This window comes from Pseudomonas sp. LLC-1 (assembly GCF_002992185.1).
Lineage (GTDB): Bacteria > Pseudomonadota > Gammaproteobacteria > Pseudomonadales > Pseudomonadaceae > Aquipseudomonas > Aquipseudomonas monteilii.
This window is the reverse complement of the sequence record NZ_LUVY01000006.1, coordinates 439006-457766: the sequence shown is the minus strand read 5'-3', so window position 1 is coordinate 457766 and position 18761 is coordinate 439006. Positions and strand designations below refer to the sequence as shown.

Genomic DNA, 18761 nt, shown 5'->3' with positions numbered 1-18761 from the left:
CCCGATCCCCGCGATCCGGGGGCAGGCTCACCTGAAAATCTTAAAACCGTCACCCGCGGTTTCCTGGCCTACCCCCGCCAGCGAAATGCAAATCAGGTTTTTAGGAGCGCTGTAATGCCTGAGATCTACCATTTCTTCCAACAACTGGTTAATGGATTGACCATCGGCAGCACCTATGCCTTGATCGCCATCGGCTACACGATGGTGTACGGCATCATTGGCATGATCAACTTCGCCCACGGCGAGGTGTACATGATCGGTTCCTATGTGGCCTTCATCGCCCTGGCGGGCCTGGCCATGATGGGTATCCATTCGCTGCCTATCCTGATGACCGTCGCCTTCGTCGCGACGATCTTCGTCACCAGTGCCTATGGCTACAGTATCGAGCGCGTTGCCTACCGCCCCCTGCGCAACAGCAACCGTTTGATCCCGCTGATTTCCGCCATCGGCATGTCGATTTTCCTGCAGAACACCGTCTTGCTGTCGCAAGACTCCAAGGACAAGTCCATCCCCAACCTGATCCCCGGCAGTTTCTCCTTCGGGCCAGGTGGTGCTGAAGAAGTACTGATCAGCTACATGCAGGTCCTGGTGTTCGTGGTCACCCTGGTGGCCATGACCCTGCTTACCCTGTTCATCTCCCGTTCCCGCCTGGGCCGCGCCTGCCGCGCCTGCGCCGAGGACATCAAGATGGCCAACCTGCTGGGCATCAACACCAACAACATCATCGCCCTCACCTTCGTCATCGGTGCCGCCCTGGCCGCCGTGGCGGCCGTGCTGCTGAGCATGCAGTACGGGGTGATCAACCCCAACGCCGGTTTCCTGGTGGGCCTGAAAGCCTTCACCGCGGCGGTACTGGGTGGCATCGGCAGCATCCCGGGCGCCATGCTCGGCGGGCTGGTGCTGGGTGTGGCCGAAGCGTTCGGTGCCGACATCTTCGGCGACCAGTACAAGGACGTGGTGGCATTCGGCTTGTTGGTTCTTGTCCTGCTATTCCGGCCGACCGGCATCCTGGGCCGCCCGGAGGTTGAAAAAGTATGAACAGAAATCTCAAACAGGCGTTCTTCAGCGCCTTGCTGGTATGGGCCGTGGCCTTCCCGGTACTGGGCCTGAAACTGAGCATCGACGGCATCAGCCTGGCCGTGCACAGCCAAGGGTCGTTCACCATCAGCATCATCGCCGTGTGTTCGGTGCTGATGTTCCTGCGCGTGCTGTTCGACAAGCAGTGGAGTGCGGTGATGGGCAGCCGTTCGGATCGCAAGCTGATCCCGCCGGCCGTCAGCAACTACCTCACCCTGCCCAAGACCCAACGCTACGTGATCATTGGCCTGATCGTCGCGGCACTGGTATGGCCGTTCTTCGGCTCGCGCGGTGCAGTCGACATCGCCACGCTGATCCTGATCTACGTGTTGCTGGGCCTGGGCCTGAACATCGTGGTCGGCCTGGCGGGCCTGCTCGACCTGGGTTACGTGGGCTTCTACGCCGTCGGCGCCTACAGCTACGCCATGCTCTCGCACTACCTGGGCTGGAGCTTCTGGGTGTGCCTGCCGATCGCCGGCCTGATGGCCGCCACCTTCGGCTTCCTGCTTGGCTTCCCGGTGCTGCGCCTGCGTGGTGACTACCTGGCGATCGTGACCCTCGGCTTTGGCGAGATCATCCGCCTGTTCCTGCGTAACCTCACCGACTGGACTGGCGGCCCCAACGGCATCAGCAACATCCCCAAGCCGGAGTTCTTCGGCCTCACCTTCGAACGCCGCGCCGCCGAGGGCATGCAGACCTTCCACGAGTTCTTCGGGCTGGAATACAACTCGATCAACAAGGTGATCTTCCTGTACCTGGTGGCGCTGTTGCTGGCCCTGCTGGCGCTGTTCGTCATCAACCGCCTGCTGCGCATGCCGATCGGCCGCGCCTGGGAAGCCCTGCGTGAAGACGAGATTGCCTGCCGTGCGCTGGGTCTGAACCCGACCGTGATCAAGCTCTCCGCATTCACCCTGGGTGCCTGCTTCGCCGGTTTCGCCGGCAGCTTCTTCGCTGCACGCCAAGGCCTGGTGACGCCGGAGTCGTTCACCTTCATCGAGTCGGCGATCATCCTCGCCATCGTCGTGCTCGGCGGCATGGGCTCACAACTGGGCGTGATCCTCGCGGCCATCGTGATGATCCTGCTGCCCGAGCTGATGCGTGAGTTCAGCGAATACCGGATGCTGATGTTCGGTGCGCTGATGGTGTTGATGATGATCTGGCGTCCGCAAGGCCTGCTGCCTATGCAACGTCCACACATGGAGCTGCGTCGATGAGCCGCGAAATTCTGCAAGTCAGCGGCCTGAGCATGCGCTTCGGCGGCTTGTTGGCGGTGAACGGCGTAGGCCTGACCGTCAAGGAAAAACAGGTGGTGGCGTTGATCGGCCCGAACGGCGCCGGCAAAACCACCGTGTTCAACTGCCTGACCGGCTTCTACAAGCCCAGCGGTGGCACCATCCTGCTCGATGGCCAGCCGATCCAGGGCCTGGCCGGCCACCAGATCGCCCGCAAGGGCGTGGTGCGGACCTTCCAGAACGTGCGCCTGTTCAAGGAAATGACCGCGCTGGAAAACCTGCTGATCGCCCAGCACCGTCACCTCAATACCAACTTCTTCGCCGGCCTGTTCAAGACCCCGAGCTTCCGTCGCAGCGAGAAAGAGGCCATGGAGCGCGCGCAGTACTGGCTGGAGAAGGTCAACCTGACCGAGTTCGCCAACCGTACCGCCGGCACCCTCGCCTACGGCCAGCAGCGCCGCCTGGAAATCGCCCGCTGCATGATGACCCAGCCGCGCATCATCATGCTCGACGAACCGGCTGCGGGCCTGAACCCGAAAGAAACCGAAGACCTCAAGGCACTGATCGCCTACCTGCGTGAGTCGCACAACGTCACCGTGCTGCTGATCGAGCACGACATGAAGCTGGTGATGAGCATCTCCGACCATATCGTGGTGATCAACCAGGGCACCCCCCTGGCCCACGGCACGCCGGAAGAGATCCGCGACAACCCTGATGTGATCAAAGCCTACCTGGGGGAAGCGTAAATGCTGAAGTTCGAAAACGTTTCCACCTTCTACGGCAAGATCCAGGCGCTGCACAGCGTCAACGTGGAGATCAACCAGGGCGAGATCGTTACCCTGATCGGCGCCAACGGCGCTGGCAAGTCGACCTTGCTGATGACTCTGTGCGGCTCGCCGCAGGCGCACAGTGGCAGCATCAAGTACCTGGGTGAAGAACTGGTCGGCCAGCCGTCCTCGCACATCATGCGCAAGAGTATTGCCGTCGTGCCGGAAGGCCGCCGCGTGTTCGCCCGCCTGACCGTCGAGGAAAACCTGGCGATGGGTGGTTTCTTCACCGACAAGGGCGACTACCAGGAGCAGCTGGACAAGGTGCTGCAGCTGTTCCCGCGCCTGAAGGAACGCTACATCCAGCGTGGCGGCACCATGTCCGGTGGTGAACAGCAGATGCTCGCCATTGGCCGGGCACTGATGAGCAAGCCCAAGCTGCTGCTGCTCGACGAGCCGTCGCTGGGCCTGGCACCGATCATCATCCAGCAGATCTTCGACATCATCGAACAGCTGCGCCGTGATGGCGTGACGGTGTTCCTGGTGGAGCAGAACGCCAACCAGGCGCTGAAGATTGCTGACCGGGCGTATGTGCTGGAAAACGGCCGGGTGGTGATGCAGGGCACGGGTGAAGCATTGTTGACTGACCCGAAGGTGCGCGACGCGTACCTCGGCGGTTGATAAATAAAGGGCCAACTACTGGCCCTTTATTTTGCCTGTCAGAAATGTAATGCCTGTACCGGCCCTATCGCCGGCAAGCCAGCTCCCACAGGACTCCACAGCTCGTGAAGATTGTGGTGACCTGTGGGAGCTGGCTTGCCGGCGATAGGGCCGGTACAGGCAACCATTAACTTGTGATCCCGCGCCAGCCTGAGTAACGTGGCCAGCTCTTTGGCAAAGATTCCCCGGAGCCCGCCCCATGCGCCTCACCCCCACCCTGCTGCTCACCGCCCTGCTGCCCCTGTTCGCCGGCTGCCAACTGATGGCTAGCCCGCCAAGCGACCCGAACATCGGCACCACGCGCATGCAGGGCGAACTGCGTGCCGCCGGTGGCCAGTTGCTGTTCAAGCCATGCAGCGAAAACCGCACCTTCGTGATCAACGATGTCGGTGCGACGGGCATCCTGCAAGAGGCCGCCAACCTCGCCAAGGACGCCAACGACAAGCTGTTCGCCGACGTGCGCGGGCGCCTTACCGGGAGCAAGCAGGCCAACAATGATGGCCAGCTGGAAGTGCGCCGCCTGTACCGCCTGGAACCTTCAACCCGAGCTTGTGACGACCCCAACTTCAAGCAGCTGACCCTGCGCGCCAATGGCCACGAACCGGAGTGGGACATCAAGGCCAGTGGCAAGGGCATGGTGCTCAACCGCGTCGGCCAGGAGCCCCTGCCCCTGCCCTTCCTGGAAGAAGAAGTACCCGGCGGCGGCCTGACCCTGACCAGCGAAGCCAACAACCAGCATGTGGAACTGTGGGTCGCACCGCAGCGCTGTGTAGACAACGCCACCGGTGCCATCCACCACCTGCGTGCCGAGCTGCGCATCGACGGCAAGACCCTGCAGGGCTGCGGTTACTACGGCGGCGCACGCGACAACTGATCGCCGGGCGCTTTTATCCTGCCAGTCGGGGCGGCTAACAGCTTATACTTGGCGGTTTGTGTAAAGCCGCCGGCCGCCCATGGCCGGGATACTGGACCCTGCCATGCTACGAATCACCGAACTGAAGCTGCCCCTGGACCATCCCGACGAAGCTCTGCGTGAAGCCATCGTCCAGCGCCTGGGCATCCGCGACGAGCAACTGCTCAGCTTCAACCTGTTCAAGCGCAGCTACGATGCGCGCAAGAAGAACAGCGAACTGCTGTTCATCTACACCATCGACCTGGAAGCCAGCAACGAAGCCGAACTGCTCAGCAAGTTCGCCGACGATCGCAACATCGGCCCAGCGCCGGACGTCACCTACAAGTTCGTCGGCCAGGCCCCGGCAGGCCTGCAGGAACGCCCGATCGTGGTCGGTTTCGGCCCCTGCGGCATCTTCGCCGGCCTGCTGCTGGCACAGATGGGCTTCAAGCCGATCATCCTTGAACGTGGCAAGGAAGTACGCCAGCGCACCAAGGATACCTGGGGCCTGTGGCGCAAAAGCGTACTCAACCCCGAGTCCAATGTGCAGTTCGGCGAAGGCGGCGCCGGCACCTTCTCTGACGGCAAGCTGTACAGCCAGATCAAGGACCCGCAGCACCACGGCCGCAAAGTGCTGGAAGAGTTCGTCAAGGCCGGTGCGCCCGACGAGATCCTGTACATCAACAAACCGCACATCGGTACCTTCCGCCTCACCGGCATGGTCGAGCAGATGCGTCAGGACATGATCGCCCTGGGTGCCGAAGTACGCTTCCAGCAGAAGGTGACCGACCTGTTGGTCGAAGACGGCCAGCTGACCGGCGTGGTGCTGGAGAGCGGCGAGCAGCTGCATTCGCGCCATGTGGTCCTGGCGCTGGGCCACAGTGCCCGCGACACCTTCCGCATGCTGCACGCCAAAGGCGTGTACATGGAAGCCAAGCCGTTCTCGGTCGGTTTCCGTATCGAGCACCCGCAAACGCTGATCGACAAGGCGCGCCTGGGCAAGTACGCCGGCCACCCGAAACTGGGCGCTGCCGACTACAAGCTGGTGTACCACGCCAAGAACGGCCGTTCGGTGTATAGCTTCTGCATGTGCCCGGGCGGCACCGTGGTCGCGGCTACCAGCGAGCCGGGCCGGGTGGTGACCAACGGCATGAGCCAGTACTCGCGTAACGAGCGCAACGCCAACTCCGGCATCGTCGTCGGCATCGACCCGGAGCGAGACTACCCGGGTGGCCCGCTGGCCGGTATCGAGCTGCAAGAGCGCCTGGAAGCCCATGCTTATGTGATGGGGGGCAGCAACTACCAGGCGCCTGCGCAATTGGTAGGCGACTTTGTAGCGGGTCGGCCCTCGACCGCGCTGGGCAGTGTCGAGCCGTCCTACAAGCCGGGCGTGACCCTGGGCGACCTGGCGCCGAGCCTGCCGGACTTCGCCATCGAGGCAATCCGTGAGGCATTGCCGGCATTCGACCGGCAGATCAAGGGTTACAACCTGCATGACGCGGTGTTGACCGGGATCGAGACACGTACCTCGTCGCCATTGCGGATTACCCGGGGTGAGGATTACCAGAGCCTGAACCTGAAAGGCCTGTTCCCGGCAGGTGAAGGGGCCGGCTACGCGGGCGGGATCCTGTCGGCGGGTGTCGATGGCATTCGCATCGCCGAGGCAGTGGCGCGGGATATGCTCGGCCTCTGATGCTTGATTGCCTGCCAGCACCCTTTCGCGGGCTTACTCGCGAAAGGGTGCTGGCAGGCATCAGAATAATCCACCCCCAACATCAGGCTTCCCCTCCCCCTTCCTTCCTCAGTTCCATCTAGGCTTCTCCCAGGCCTGTCAGCAACAACATATAACAAAAACGAATATGGTTTTTGTTTTAAAGCATATAGTCACAGGCTAGGGTGTACGCCCGTTCCATTCGTAAACTGCTCATGGAGAGCCTATAGCCCGTGCGTAGCCTGTTCACCCGCTTCTTCCAGCTTGAAGCCGCCAGCGGCCTGCTGCTGATCGCCGCCGCCGTACTGGCACTGATCATCAACAACTCACCGCTATCCTACCTGTACAGCGGCCTGCTCGACGTTCCCGTCGCTGTCCAGGTCGGCGCGTTGAACATCGCCAAGCCGTTGCTGCTGTGGATCAACGATGGCCTGATGGCGCTGTTCTTCCTGCTGATCGGCCTAGAGGTCAAACGCGAGGTGATCAATGGCCACCTGTCCAAACCTTCGCAGATCGTGCTTCCTGCCACGGCCGCTATCGGCGGCATGGTGGTACCCGCGCTAATCTACTGGTTCATCAACCGCGAAGACCCTGCCGCCGTTGCCGGGTGGGCGATCCCCACCGCCACCGACATCGCCTTCGCCCTCGGCGTACTGGCCTTGCTGGGCAAGCGCGTGCCGGTGTCGCTGAAGCTGTTCCTGATGACCCTGGCGATCATCGACGACCTGGGTGCAATCATCATCATCGCCCTGTTCTATTCCGGCACCCTGTCGAGCGTGTCGCTGCTGCTGGCTGCGGCCTGCCTGGTGGTGCTGGTGGCGATGAACCGGCTTGGCGTGGTCAAGCTTGGGCCGTACATGGTCGTTGGCCTGATCCTGTGGGTCTGTGTGCTCAAAAGTGGCGTGCATGCCACGCTGGCGGGTGTCGCCCTGGCCTTGTGCATTCCACTGCGCACACGCAACGCCGAAACTTCGCCGCTGCTGGCGCTTGAACATGCCCTGCACCCGTGGGTGGCCTACGCCATCCTGCCGCTGTTCGCCTTCGCCAACGCCGGTGTCTCGCTGGCAGGCATGACCGTAGAAAGCTTCACTCACCCCGTGCCGATGGGCATCGCGGTCGGCCTGCTGCTGGGCAAGACCGTGGGGGTTTTCGGCCTGACATGGGTGGCCGTCAAGCTACGACTGGCCGCGCTGCCTGCTGGGGCCGGCTGGGGGCAATTGCTGGGGGTCGCGATACTCTGCGGCATTGGCTTTACCATGAGCCTGTTCGTTGGCTCGCTCGCCTTTGTGCCGGGTAGCAGCGAATACGCCGGCATGGACCGCATGGGCATTCTTACCGGCTCGTTCTTCGCCGCAGTGATCGGCTATGCCGTCACCGCCATGGCCAGCCGCAAAACCCACGCAGGCTGAGTTGGCTGACGCATGAAAAAACCCCGACTGGCAGGCGCCATGTCGGGGTTTTGTTTTACCGTGCGGCGGTCAGTGCGAAACGCGGCTGGTACCGTCAACGGTCATGATGCGTACACGGTCGCCCACGCGGAAGATTTCGTTCTCCTGCACGGCCTGAACGTAGGCGCGCATGCTGCCATCGTCCTCACGTACGGTGATCTCGACGCCTTGGGTGCGCGTCAGGCCTTCCTCGGCAGCAGACCCGGCCAGGCCGCCGGCGACAGCACCGATAACAGCTGCCACGATGCTGCCACGGCCACCGCCTACGGCACTACCGGCAACGCCACCCACGATGGCGCCAGCGCCGCCACCGATCGGGGTTTTGGTACCCTCGATCTTGACCGGGCGCAGGGATTCGATGGTGCCCATGCGCACGGTTTGCACGCGGCGGGCTTCGTCACGGGAGTAGCTATCACCGGTCAGGCTTGAGGCACAGCCCCCCAGCAGCAGCGACATGGTGGTAAAAGTCGCCACCAGCAAAGCGGATTTACGCATGGGTAAAGTCTCCATAAGTCAGGTGCTCATTAGACGCTGCACATTGACGGCTGTCACGGTACAAACGTAATAAAATTGTTTTCATTCAGCCGGGGTACAGCCTGCGGGGCTGTGTCGAAGGCCTTTCAAGTGAGACCAAGGATAGCCATGGATTACTTCATCGTCGTGGTCACCACCGTTGCAGGGCTGTATTTTCACGGGTGGTTGTATGTGCGCATGCGCCGCTGGGTGGACCGTGACCTGGCGTTGTCATTGGCGGGGGCGGATGTGGGGAAACGCGCGTACATGCTGCAGCGGCTGGAGCAAGCGCGGGTGGAAAAGGTGGGGCGCAAGCAATTGGCAGGGTGGTTGGAGCGGGAGGCTGCGGGGTATGTGGGGTAGCCTCTGGTCGAGTATTGGGGCCGCTTTGCGGCCCCAACATTTTCAGGGTGCCAGGCGCTCGCGCTGCCATTGCCCATCGACCAGCCGATAGTTCAGCCGGTCATGCAGGCGGCTAGCCCGACCCTGCCAGAACTCGATGCGCTCAGGCAGCAAACGGTACCCACCCCAATGCTCAGGGCAATGGGGCAGGGTGTCCGAGAAGCGCGCCTCAGTTGCCTTGACCAGCCCCTCCAGTTCTTCACGCCCGGCAATCACCCGGCTCTGCGGCGAAGCCCAGGCCCCCAGGCGGCTGCCCAGCGGGCGCACCTGGTAGTAGTCGTCCGACTCCTTGGCCGTGACCTTTTCCACCCGCCCCTCAATGCGCACCTGGCGCTCCAGCGCCGGCCAGAAGAAGGTCATGGCTGCAAAGGGGTTGGCTTGCAGCTGCTGGCCCTTGGCGCTGTCGTAGTTGGTGAAGAAGGTAAAACCACGCGTGTCGAGCCCCTTCAGCAGCAGCACACGGCAATGCGGGCGGCCTTCGCCGTCGACAGTGGCCAGGGTCATGGCGTTGGCTTCCACCGGTACCTGCTCGGTTTTCACCGCATCGGCAAACCACTGGTGAAACAGGGCGAACGGCTCCCCCGGAGCCTGGGCTTCGGCCAGGCCATCACGGGTGTAGTCGCGGCGCATATCGGCCAGGGATTGGGTCATTGCTGCGTTCCTTGACGATCAGTTGGTCTTCGCAGGGCTGTTGGCAGCTACTTTCTTGTCAGTGGTAGCTTTCTTGGCGGCTGGCTTGGCCGGCGCGGCTTTTTTCTTGGCGGTGGTCTTGGCTGGAGCCTTGGCCTTGGCTGCTGGCTTTTTCGCCACTGGCTTCTTCGCGGCTGGCTTGCTGTCGGCGGCCTTGGCAGCCGGTGCCTTGGCATCCTGTACCGCAACCATCGAAGCCGGCGCAGGTGCCGGGCCGGCCTGCTGATATTTGGCCAGCAGTGCGACCATGGTGTTCTGCGGGGTCAGCAACATTTCAACGCGGCGGTTCAGAGAACGGCCTTCGGCGCTGTCGTTGGCGGCACGTGGCATCACCGAGCCCATGCCCTTGAGGGTCAGGCGGTCACGCTGCAGGCCGCTGAGGCGGAAAATGGCCGATACCGACGCGGCGCGCTCCAGGCTGAGCTTCTGGTTGGCAGCTGCAACACCGCTGCTGTCGGCATGGCCGAGCACCAGCACGGCAGTTTTCGGGTCACCTTCGACGGCCTTGGCCACTCGGGTGATCGGGCCGAGCGTCATGGGCAGCAGCATGTTCGGGCGGTCAGGGTTGTACGAGCTGTCTACCGGCAGGGTTACCGCCAGCACATTGTCGCGACGCTCCAGCTCCAGCTTGCTGTCCTTGATGGCTTCGCGCAGCTTGGGCTCGTACTCGTCCAGCCAGGCCTGGGTGGCCTTCTGGTCGATCTTCGGCACCACAGGCCCTTTGGCTTGCTTGTCATCACCACCGAACGGCCACCACCAGCGGCTGGCGCTTTCAGACTTGGCATCGGCTTTGGCCACGTTTTCAGTGACGGCTGCCTTCACTTCCTGCTCGGCGACCTTGTCCGAACCGAAAGGCCACCAGCTGGAGCCACCTGCCTTGGAGCCTTCCGGAGAGTGGCTGGCACAGCCGGTAACGGCGGTCAGGCACAGGGCGAGTGCTAAGGTTTTATGTGAAGACATCAGCGATACACCATGAAATTAAAAGAAATTTTGCCCACACACATAAGGCGTTGGCATTGAGGATAGTCAAAGGGCTGGGGCAATACCCGCATTACCCGATCAAAGGCAACTGGCAAGGACACGCACCAGCTTCTGGGCTCGTGGGTCCATCAGCACATAAGGGCCGAGGGTATTGACCACGAAGCCGAACGCCACATCGTGCTCCGGGTCGGCAAAACCGACCGAGCCACCGGCACCGGGGTGGCCAAAGGCACGTGCGCCGAGGCCGAAGGTGGCATTGGCCACATCGGGCTGGTCGAGCATACAGCCGAGGCCGAAACGGGTCTGGGTGAGCAAGGTACGATCCTGGCCCAGGCTGTGTTCACGGGTCAGTTCATCGAGCAGTTCGGACTCGAGCAGGCTGCCGTCCAGCAGCCCGGCATAGAAACCCGCCAGGCTGCGGGCATTGCCATGGCCATTGGCCGCTGGCTGCTGCATGCGCCGCCATTCCGGCTTGTTGGTGCTGGTCAGGATTGCTGGCGGGTTGGTGAAGGCACGGGTCGACAACGCCTCGGGCTCACGCATGGTCACCTGCAACAGGCGCTGCGCGGCGGCATCCCCGGGGTTGCCCTTGCCACGGGCGATATGCGCCACGCGGTGGAACTCTTCATCTGCCAGGCCAACATGGAAGTCCAGCCCAAGCGGGCGGGCGGTACGGGCCACGATCGAGTCGCCAGGGCCACGGCCATCGGCACGACGGATCAGTTCACCGATCAGCCAGCCGTAGGTGATGGCGGCATAGCCGTGTTCCGTACCTGGAGCCCACCAAGGTGTCTCGGCGGCCAGGGCATCCACCATGGCCTGCCAGTCATACAGGGCTTCGGCTGGCAGCAGTTCACGGATGGCAGGCAGGCCGGCACGGTGGCTAAGCAGTTGGCGCAGGGTGATCGACTGTTTACCCGCTTGGGCAAACTCGGGCCAGTATTTGGCCACTGGCGCATCGAGGGCCAACTTGCCCTCACCCACCAGTTGCAGGGCAGTGACGGCGGTGAAGGTCTTGGTACAGGAGAACAGGTTGGCGATGGTGTCGCTGTGCCAGGCCTGCTGCCCATCCTTGTCGGCGCTGCCGGCCCACAGGTCGATGACGGTTTCGCCACCCACCTGGATGCACAGCGCGGCGCCACGCTCCTGGGGATCATCGAACAGCGCGGCAAAGGCTTCGCGCACGGCTTCGAACTTCAGCTCATAGTGACCCTGGATCTGCACCCGCTGTACCCCGTACGACCATGTCCAAAAAAGGTGTGCATTGTTTCAGTAGTTGGGTGTTTTGCAAACTGGCTTGGGCCAAATGGTCGCGACGAACGGTAGCCTGCACTCAAGGCGCCGGCTTTTCCAGCTGGGTACGCAGTTGGCTCACGGCCTGCAGGTTGCTCTTGCGCACAGCGTCGACAAACCCTGGGTAAGGCATATCCGTAATCGCGACCAGCCCCAGGTGCCCGTTCTCGCCGTCGAGCAGGCGGCCGCTAGCTGGCTGATCGAGGTACTGGAACCAGTGGGCACCCACGATCATCGGCTGCGCCAGGGCCGCCTTGAGGAAGTTGCCATAGGCCGGGCCACGGTCCTCTTCCCGCGCCACCTCCAGCGGCCCTGGCCAGAACGGCCCGCGATCGCGCGAACCGAACTGGAACTCGGACACCAGCACCGGCTTGTCCAGCTCGGCCAGGCGGGCGAAGTCGTAGCCGTCCTGCGGCTTGAGGGTATAGAAGTTGAAGCTGAGCACATCGCAGAATTCGGCACAGGCCTTGACCGCCTCCGGCGTGCTGACCGCATAGCGGCCACCCAGCAGCAGGTGATTGGGGGCATGCCATTTCAATGAGTCGGCAATGGTCTTGAAGTAAGTCTCGGCAAACACCTGCTGGAAGTGCTGGTAGTCGCGCTCGATTTCCGGGTGTTCCGGGTTGGGCAACGGTGCCTCGAAGCCCGGGTCTTCCATCAGCTCCCAGGCGGTCAGTTCGATGCCCCAGGCCTTGGACAGCCCCTCCTGGTTACGGTACTTGTCGCGCAACTGCTTGAGAAAGGCGCGCTTGGCCGGTACGTCGGTGGTCAGGCGCAAGGTGCCATAGGCCAGGCCATAGCGGGCTTTGGGGTCGTTACCGGGGGCAGCCCACGCCAACTCGTTGTCGGCAAAGTAGCCGATCAGCCAAGGGTCGTCGCGGTGATCGCGGGCGGCAATGGCCACGGCGCGCTCTGTAGCCATGGCAAAACGTGGGTCGAACGGGTCGGGCATACTGCCCCACCAGTCCATGCCGGTGCTGATGCTGGCGTAGTCTCCCACGATCGACAGCGGCAAGGTGTAGGGCATCCGCTTGGCCTGGCCCAGGGCAGGCTCACTCCAGTTGCCGATCGTGTTGAACCCCCAGGCCTGCAACCGGTCGAGCGCATGCGCCTGCCAGCGGGCAGCATCCAGTACCAGCGGCGGGCAGTTGGCTGGCTGCCCTTCCAAGGCCGGCGGGCAGGGTTTACCGTAGATACGCTGCAGGTTGGCAGCATAGAAGTCGAACCAGCGCCCTTGCTTGAAATTGCGCCCTTGCGACGAGGCATTGCCATCGTCGTTGTTGCCTTCGCCATAGAATGCCGCCAATGCCTCGCCCTCACCCGGCAATGCCTTGAACATGCCTTCACGGCCGGCGACGTAAGTACGCCCGCCGTCTGCAGCTATCGCATTTACCCCCAGGGAATAGAACGGGTGCCCCTCGGGCGTTACCAGGTACCAGCGGCCATCACGCTTTTCGGTACGGAAGAACCCTTTGGCCTCGAACGCCGGCCCGGCAACAAGCCCGCCGTAGCTGTCCAGTTGCTGCTTGTCACGCTCAGCCAGCCAACCCTTGAGCTGTTGCTGCTCGCGCTTATCGGCCGCCTTGAGTTGATCGTCATTGGCGACCTTCTCTGGCCAGTTGGCGCGGGTGGACTGGCCGTAGGCATCGATCAGCTCGTGGTAAGCCGCCTGGTAGGCCTGGTCGTCATCCTGGATGCCCACCCGTTCGATCAGCAGGTTCTGCGCCACCTTGGGGTTGGGGATGCTCAGGCTGACCGAGGTCACCTGCTTGAGGTCAACCGCGCCAGCGCTGCTGGTCAGTAGCAGGCGCTGGCCGCCATGGTTCCAGGGCATGGGAGGGCCGGCGCGCATGCCCTGGCTCAACGGCGAGCTGGCCGTCAGTGGCACCATCACCGTTTGCGCAGGGCCGGCCGGCAGGTCGATGCGGCTGGTCAAGGTGCGGCCATCGCTGCCTTGCACCGTAACATCAACAGTCAGTGCCCAGTCCATGGCACTTTGCAGGCGCAAGGTGAGGAACTGCCCGGCCGACCAGTCCCACACCCCGCCTTGCGGGCTCAGGCGCAAGGTCGGTCGCAGGGCCGGGTTGAACACCACACGGCGCAGCACCTCGCCCTCGGCCGTTTGCTCCGCGTTGTACTGCGGCATGCCTGCATCTTCGGTCGCCACATTGACCACCGAGGCCGGGCGCACGAAGCTGAACAGCGTCTGCTGCCCGGCCAGCAAGGGCGAGCTGAACAACAGGGCGAAAACGGCGGGCAGGGTACGGCGGACCATAAGGCTGGGGCTCTCCTTCAGGGCCGTCATGGCCCAAGACTGAGTAATGGACAACGCGCCGGAGCAAGTGCTCCGGCGGTCAGGAAATCTCCCGCCGGAACGGCGGCAGCGCATTGAGAATAGCCTTGCCGTAGCGCTGGGTGACCAGGCGCCGGTCGAGCAAGGTGATGACGCCGCGATCCTGCTCGGTACGCAGCAGGCGGCCACAGGCCTGGATCAACTTCAACGAGGCGTCGGGCACGGCAATTTCCATGAACGGGTTGCCACCGCGAGCCTCGATCCACTCCGACAAAGCGGCTTCCACCGGGTCGTCGGGCACGGAGAAAGGTATTTTGGCGATGACCACATGCTCGCAGTACGCACCTGGCAGGTCGACACCTTCGGCAAAGCTGGCCAGGCCGAACAACACGCTGTGCTGGCCATCATCGACCCGCGCCTTGTGCTTGTTCAGGGTTTCCTGCTTGGACAGGTTGCCCTGGATCAGCACCAGCTTGCGCCAGTCACGGTCCAGGCCGTCGAACACATCCTGCATTTGCTTGCGTGACGAGAACAGCACCAGCGCGCCACGGGCATCCTCGACGATGTTTGGCAGCTCACGGATGATCGCCGCCGTATGCGCCGCCGCATCGCGGGGGTCGGCCTGCAGGTCGGGGACCCGCAGCAGGCCGGCATCGCCATGCACGAACGGGCTGGGCACCACGCAGGTGACGGCATCGCGCGGCAACCCCGAGCGCATGCGGAAGCGGTCGAACTTGCCCAGCGCGGTCAACGTCGCCGACGTGACCAGTGCGCCGTGGGCAACGCTCCACAGACTGCGGCGGAGCATTTCGGCGGCGAGGATAGGGCTGGCGTTAACTTCGATGTCGAACAGTGCGCCACTCTCGGCCAGCGTCAGCCAGCGAGCCATGGGCGGGCTGTCTTCCGGGTCCTCGGCGGTAAAGGCCGTCCACAGTTCCCAGTTGCCTTGGGCACGGGTGACCAGGCTGCCAAACAGCGGGTACCACTCTTCGGCCTGATGGCTGGCGATACCGATATTGACCTCGCCGTCCATGCCCTCCTTGAGCAAGTCGGCCAGGCGGGTGAACAGGTCGTTGAGGCGGGCAAAGCCCTTTTTCAGTTCGATGCCCACTTCGCGGATTTGCTCTGGCACCACACCGCCCTCGAAGCGGTAACGCGGGCGTTCACGGCCTTCGGTGTCCTCGCTGGGGCGGAAGTCCGCCACCTGCTCGCACAGGGTGAACATGAACTGCTGTTGGGTGCGCACTTCCCGCGCCAGCTCCGGCACCTGCTCGATGTACTTGCCAAGGTCACCGGGCAGCGGGTGCTGAGCCAACAGCTTGGTCAGGTTCTTGGCGGTCTGTTCCAGCCAGTCGGCGGTGGAGCGCAGGCGCGAATAATGGGCGAAATGACCAATGGCCTTGTCTGGCAGGTGATGGCCTTCGTCGAACACGTACAGGGTATCGCGCGGGTCGGGCAACACCGCGCCACCGCCCAGGGCCAGGTCGGCCAGCACCATGTCGTGGTTGGTGACGATCACGTCGACCTTGCCCATGCCTTCGCGGGCCTTGTAGAACACGCACTGCTGGAAGTTCGGACAGTGGCGGCCTGTGCACTGGCTGTGGTCGGTGGTCAGCCGTGCCCAGTCCTGGTCTTCCAGGGCCTCGGGCCAGCTGTCACGGTCACCGTCCCAGCGGTTGCCAGCGAGCTTCTCGATCATGCTGTTGAACAGCTTCTGGCTGCGCTCGTCGACTTCGATACGGAAGCCTTCTTCCTCGAACAGCTGGGCGGTGGCCGACTGGGCATGGCCTTCCTGCAGCAGGATGTCGAGCTTGGACAGGCACAGGTAGCGCCCACGGCCCTTGGCCAGGGCGAAGCTGAAGTTGAGCCCGCTGTTGCGCATCAGGTCGGGCAGGTCCTTGAAAACGATCTGCTCCTGCAGGGCCACGGTCGCGGTGGCGATCACCAAGCGCTTGCCGGCGGCCTTGGCGGCCGGGATGGCTGCCAGGCTGTAGGCCACGGTCTTGCCGGTACCGGTGCCCGCCTCGACCGCCACCACGGCAGGCTCGCCGGCACGGCGGCCTTCATCGTCGCAGGCGATGTCGCCAAGCACCTTGGCCACTTCGGCGATCATCAGGCGCTGGCCATAGCGCGGCTTGAGGCTCTTGGCTTCGAGAAAACGCGAATAGGCGCCCTGGATGGTGGCTTTGAGTTCGTTGCTGATCATGGTCTGCAGGCGCCCGAAGGGCTGGATATATTTTCAGTGTTTCACACGGGGCGGCTATCATACCCCGCTATTGCCCATTATGCCGCATGGAGATCCGGATGCTTGCCTTTGCCCTGCCCTACACACTGCATGTTCTGGCTGCCCTGGTATGGGTCGGCGGCATGTTCTTCGCCTGGCTGGTGCTGCGCCCGGCAACGGTTGTAGCCCTTGAAGGGCCTGCGCGGCTGCGCCTGTGGGTGGAAGTTTTCCGACGCTTCTTCGGCTGGGTCTGGGTGGCCGTGGCGATCTTGGCGATAAGTGGTATCGGCATGTTGCACATGCGCTTCAGCGGCTTCGAGACTGCGCCAAAGTACGTGCAGGTGATGATCGGCGGCGGGATCGCCATGTTTGCCTTGTTCATGCGCATTCAGGCGTTGCTGTTGCCCGAGCTGAAGGCAGCGGTGCAGGCGGAGGACTGGCCGACGGGTGCGGCAGTGCTGGGGCGGATTCGACGGATGGTGGGGATCAACCTGCTGCTGGGCATGGCGGTGGTCGCCGTGGCCAGTTCGCGCCTGATGATCTGATGTTGCCTGAACTAGCCCTATCGCCGGCAAGCCGGCTCCCACAGGTACTCTGCATGGCTTGCAGCTGATGCGGTCGGGGTGGGAGCTGGCTTGCCGGCGATAGGGCCAGTTCAGGTTTTCAAAGGCGCTGCAGGATCAACTCACCCGCTGCCCCCGCCAATCCTGGCTGGCCCGGCTGCCCCGGCCGGCCATTGGCCCCGGCGTCGGTGCTGTACACAAGGCAACCTTTACTCGCCCCGCCTTTACCCGCCTTGCCTGCCGCCCCGGCCTTGCCCGGTGCGCCGCCATCCAGGCGCACCACAATGTGCTCCTGCGGGAAGCCCTGCGGCAGGCTCAGACGAATGCGCCCACCCGGGGCACCGTCGTGCCCGTTGCCGCCATTATCGCCATTGGCACCGCGACTGGCCTGGCCCCATGTGCAACCACCTGCCTGGCCATTGGCACCATCAAGCCCCACGTACCCCGGCGCACCGGCGCCGCCACGGGCATCGATCGCCACCCGCTCGGCATCCAGCTCAGCCAGTTTCAGGTCCAGGCTGCGGCCCGAGCGGGCTGCCCGCTGGTAGCTACCGGCAGCCCCTGGAGCACTGAACTCACTGCCTTCGCCCAACCTGGCGCTGCGCGCCTCGATCAGCAACGGGCTATCGGAAGGTGCAATGGCGATACGCGCATCACGCCCCAGCTCAAGCTGGTCGACCTTCAATTGCGCAAGCGAGGCAGGCAGCAGCAGGGTTGCCGAATCAGCGACACGCAAGTGCGTGAAGTGCACGCTGGCCGATTTGTCGGGCAGGCGCAGCATGGAGTTGGCGGCGACTTCCAGGCTTTCGGCCTGAGCCAGGGGAGTGGCCAACATGGCCAGCAACATCAGATTACGCATTTCGCGGCGCCTCCTGCGCACGGGGAATGGACATGACATGGAAGATACCCGTCAACAGGATCTGCAATCGGTCGAACCAGCGGTGGCTGCGCCCACGCAGGCTGCCATTGAAGAACAGCACTTCGAGCAGGTGCAGGCCGAACAGGAAGATACCAGCGGCATTGATCAGCAGATTGAAGGGCAAAGGTTGTGGCAACAGCTGATTGAACAACACCACACCCCAGAAAGCGACCGTCAGGACCTTGCCCAGGCCCAGGATGAACTTCATACCCCGCCCCTATCGATTGTTGTTATGTCGAGACGGCCCGATCGAGCGGGCCGTGCGCCCCACATTAACTGCAATGCCAAGGCAGGCGCCAGCACCGCTCAGTTGAGGTGCAGCTCCACCCGTCGGTTGCGCGCGCGGCCTTCCTCGGTTTCGTTGTCGGTGACCGGCTCGCTTTCCCCACGCCCCTGACTGGTGACCTTGCCGGGCTCCAGGCCCTGGCTGATAAGGTACTCGGCAACACTGCTGGCACGGCGCTCGGAAAGCGCCTGATTGTAGGTGTCGGAGCCCACGCTGTCGGTGTGCCCGATCACCGCGACCTTGGCTACCGTCGGTGAGTTGAGCTTCGCCACCAGGCCTTGCAGCCGTTGCTGGGCCGCCGGGGTCAGGTCGGCGGAATCGAAGGCGAACATCACCGCGCCGTTGTCATCCAGGATGATGACTTCAGGTGCAGGTTCGGGTGCGGTAACAGGGGGGGCTGCCGGATACACCTTCAACGGGCAACCCATGTGGTCGACCGCCGTGTTGGCTGGGGTGTCGGGGCAACGATCGCGGCGGTCGAAAATACCATCGCCATCTTCGTCACCGTCCTGGGCATAGCAGATCAGCCCCCCGGTAATGGCGCCCAGGACGCCGCCACCTGCGGCCCAGGCAGAACTTTCGATAGCGCCCAGGCCGCCACCGACCAGGCCGCCCAACAGGCTGCAGATGGGCCAGGTCCTTTGGTTGAGGGGCGCGCTGCCATCGCTATGGGTAGCGCAGCCCGCGAGCAGGCTGGCAGCCACCAACAGCGGCAATGCCGCCTTCGACGTCACACTCATGCTGAATGCT

The 18761-nt window shown here is 63.3% G+C and carries 18 protein-coding genes; 9 read left to right on the top strand and 9 right to left on the bottom strand.

The features are described from left to right. Positions 1–114: 114 nt before the first annotated feature. The 7 genes from livH (at position 115) to nhaA (ending at position 7808) form a co-directional block, all read left to right on the top strand. Positions 115–1038 carry a high-affinity branched-chain amino acid ABC transporter permease LivH gene (gene livH, locus A0O30_RS05910; RefSeq protein WP_003254876.1) on the top strand — a complete coding sequence of 308 codons (924 nt, stop codon included), beginning with the start codon at positions 115–117 and terminating at the stop codon, positions 1036–1038. Continuing rightward, positions 1035–2291 carry a high-affinity branched-chain amino acid ABC transporter permease LivM gene (locus A0O30_RS05905; RefSeq protein WP_016713795.1) on the top strand — a complete coding sequence of 419 codons (1257 nt, stop codon included), beginning with the start codon at positions 1035–1037 and terminating at the stop codon, positions 2289–2291. Before livH ends, A0O30_RS05905 begins: the two co-directional genes overlap by 4 nt. Beyond that, positions 2288–3055 carry a high-affinity branched-chain amino acid ABC transporter ATP-binding protein LivG gene (livG, locus tag A0O30_RS05900; RefSeq protein WP_013973920.1) on the top strand — a complete coding sequence of 256 codons (768 nt, stop codon included), beginning with the start codon at positions 2288–2290 and terminating at the stop codon, positions 3053–3055. Before A0O30_RS05905 ends, livG begins: the two co-directional genes overlap by 4 nt. Continuing rightward, the gene (locus A0O30_RS05895; protein WP_003254879.1) at positions 3056–3757 is read left to right on the top strand and encodes an ABC transporter ATP-binding protein; all 702 of its coding nucleotides are present in this window, start codon (positions 3056–3058) and stop codon (positions 3755–3757) included. A 238-nt stretch (positions 3758–3995) separates the two neighbouring features. Then, positions 3996–4670, top strand: coding sequence for a COG3650 family protein (locus A0O30_RS05890; RefSeq protein ID WP_028698538.1), 675 nt, complete (start codon positions 3996–3998; stop codon positions 4668–4670). A 103-nt stretch (positions 4671–4773) separates the two neighbouring features. Then, complete coding sequence (locus A0O30_RS05885) at positions 4774–6381, top strand: NAD(P)/FAD-dependent oxidoreductase (RefSeq protein WP_016713793.1); 1608 nt, start codon at positions 4774–4776, stop codon at positions 6379–6381. Between the two features lie 251 nt (positions 6382–6632). Then, a complete protein-coding gene (gene nhaA, locus A0O30_RS05880) occupies positions 6633–7808 on the top strand; it encodes a Na+/H+ antiporter NhaA (protein ID WP_105945870.1) in 1176 nt (391 codons plus the stop codon). A 69-nt stretch (positions 7809–7877) separates the two neighbouring features. Here the strand turns inward: nhaA and A0O30_RS05875 are convergent, their stop codons facing one another. Then, positions 7878–8342 (bottom strand): glycine zipper 2TM domain-containing protein, encoded by a 465-nt coding sequence (locus A0O30_RS05875; protein ID WP_009684613.1) that lies wholly within the window; start codon positions 8340–8342, stop codon positions 7878–7880. 147 nt (positions 8343–8489) lie between these two features. Between A0O30_RS05875 and A0O30_RS05870 the strand changes: the two genes are divergently transcribed. Then, a complete protein-coding gene (locus A0O30_RS05870; protein WP_105945869.1) occupies positions 8490–8723 on the top strand; it encodes a hypothetical protein in 234 nt (77 codons plus the stop codon). 42 nt (positions 8724–8765) lie between these two features. On the opposite strand, the gene pdxH is transcribed toward A0O30_RS05870, so the two are convergent. The 5 genes from pdxH to dinG all read right to left on the bottom strand — a co-directional run bounded on the left by pdxH (position 8766) and on the right by dinG (position 16225). After that, positions 8766–9413 carry a pyridoxamine 5'-phosphate oxidase gene (gene pdxH / locus A0O30_RS05865; protein WP_105945868.1) on the bottom strand — a complete coding sequence of 216 codons (648 nt, stop codon included), beginning with the start codon at positions 9411–9413 and terminating at the stop codon, positions 8766–8768. A gap of 18 nt (positions 9414–9431) precedes the next feature. Beyond that, positions 9432–10412 carry an OmpA family protein gene (locus A0O30_RS05860; RefSeq protein WP_016713789.1) on the bottom strand — a complete coding sequence of 327 codons (981 nt, stop codon included), beginning with the start codon at positions 10410–10412 and terminating at the stop codon, positions 9432–9434. 99 nt (positions 10413–10511) lie between these two features. Continuing rightward, a complete protein-coding gene (locus A0O30_RS05855; protein ID WP_105945867.1) occupies positions 10512–11657 on the bottom strand; it encodes a serine hydrolase domain-containing protein in 1146 nt (381 codons plus the stop codon). Between the two features lie 109 nt (positions 11658–11766). Beyond that, positions 11767–14001 (bottom strand): beta-galactosidase, encoded by a 2235-nt coding sequence (locus A0O30_RS05850; RefSeq protein ID WP_105945866.1) that lies wholly within the window; start codon positions 13999–14001, stop codon positions 11767–11769. Positions 14002–14080: 79 nt separating this feature from the next. Continuing rightward, a complete protein-coding gene (gene dinG, locus A0O30_RS05845) occupies positions 14081–16225 on the bottom strand; it encodes an ATP-dependent DNA helicase DinG (RefSeq protein WP_019096578.1) in 2145 nt (714 codons plus the stop codon). 98 nt (positions 16226–16323) lie between these two features. Between dinG and A0O30_RS05840 the strand changes: the two genes are divergently transcribed. Further along, positions 16324–16788 (top strand): CopD family protein, encoded by a 465-nt coding sequence (locus A0O30_RS05840; protein WP_105945865.1) that lies wholly within the window; start codon positions 16324–16326, stop codon positions 16786–16788. Positions 16789–16906: 118 nt separating this feature from the next. Here the strand turns inward: A0O30_RS05840 and A0O30_RS05835 are convergent, their stop codons facing one another. The 3 genes from A0O30_RS05835 to A0O30_RS05825 form a co-directional block, all read right to left on the bottom strand. Then, positions 16907–17665 carry a hypothetical protein gene (locus tag A0O30_RS05835; RefSeq protein ID WP_105945864.1) on the bottom strand — a complete coding sequence of 253 codons (759 nt, stop codon included), beginning with the start codon at positions 17663–17665 and terminating at the stop codon, positions 16907–16909. Further along, positions 17658–17933, bottom strand: coding sequence for a DUF1145 domain-containing protein (locus A0O30_RS05830; RefSeq protein WP_016713783.1), 276 nt, complete (start codon positions 17931–17933; stop codon positions 17658–17660). Before A0O30_RS05830 ends, A0O30_RS05835 begins: the two co-directional genes overlap by 8 nt. A 98-nt stretch (positions 17934–18031) precedes the next feature. Further along, complete coding sequence (locus tag A0O30_RS05825; RefSeq protein WP_105945863.1) at positions 18032–18751, bottom strand: OmpA family protein; 720 nt, start codon at positions 18749–18751, stop codon at positions 18032–18034. Positions 18752–18761 lie beyond the last annotated feature (10 nt).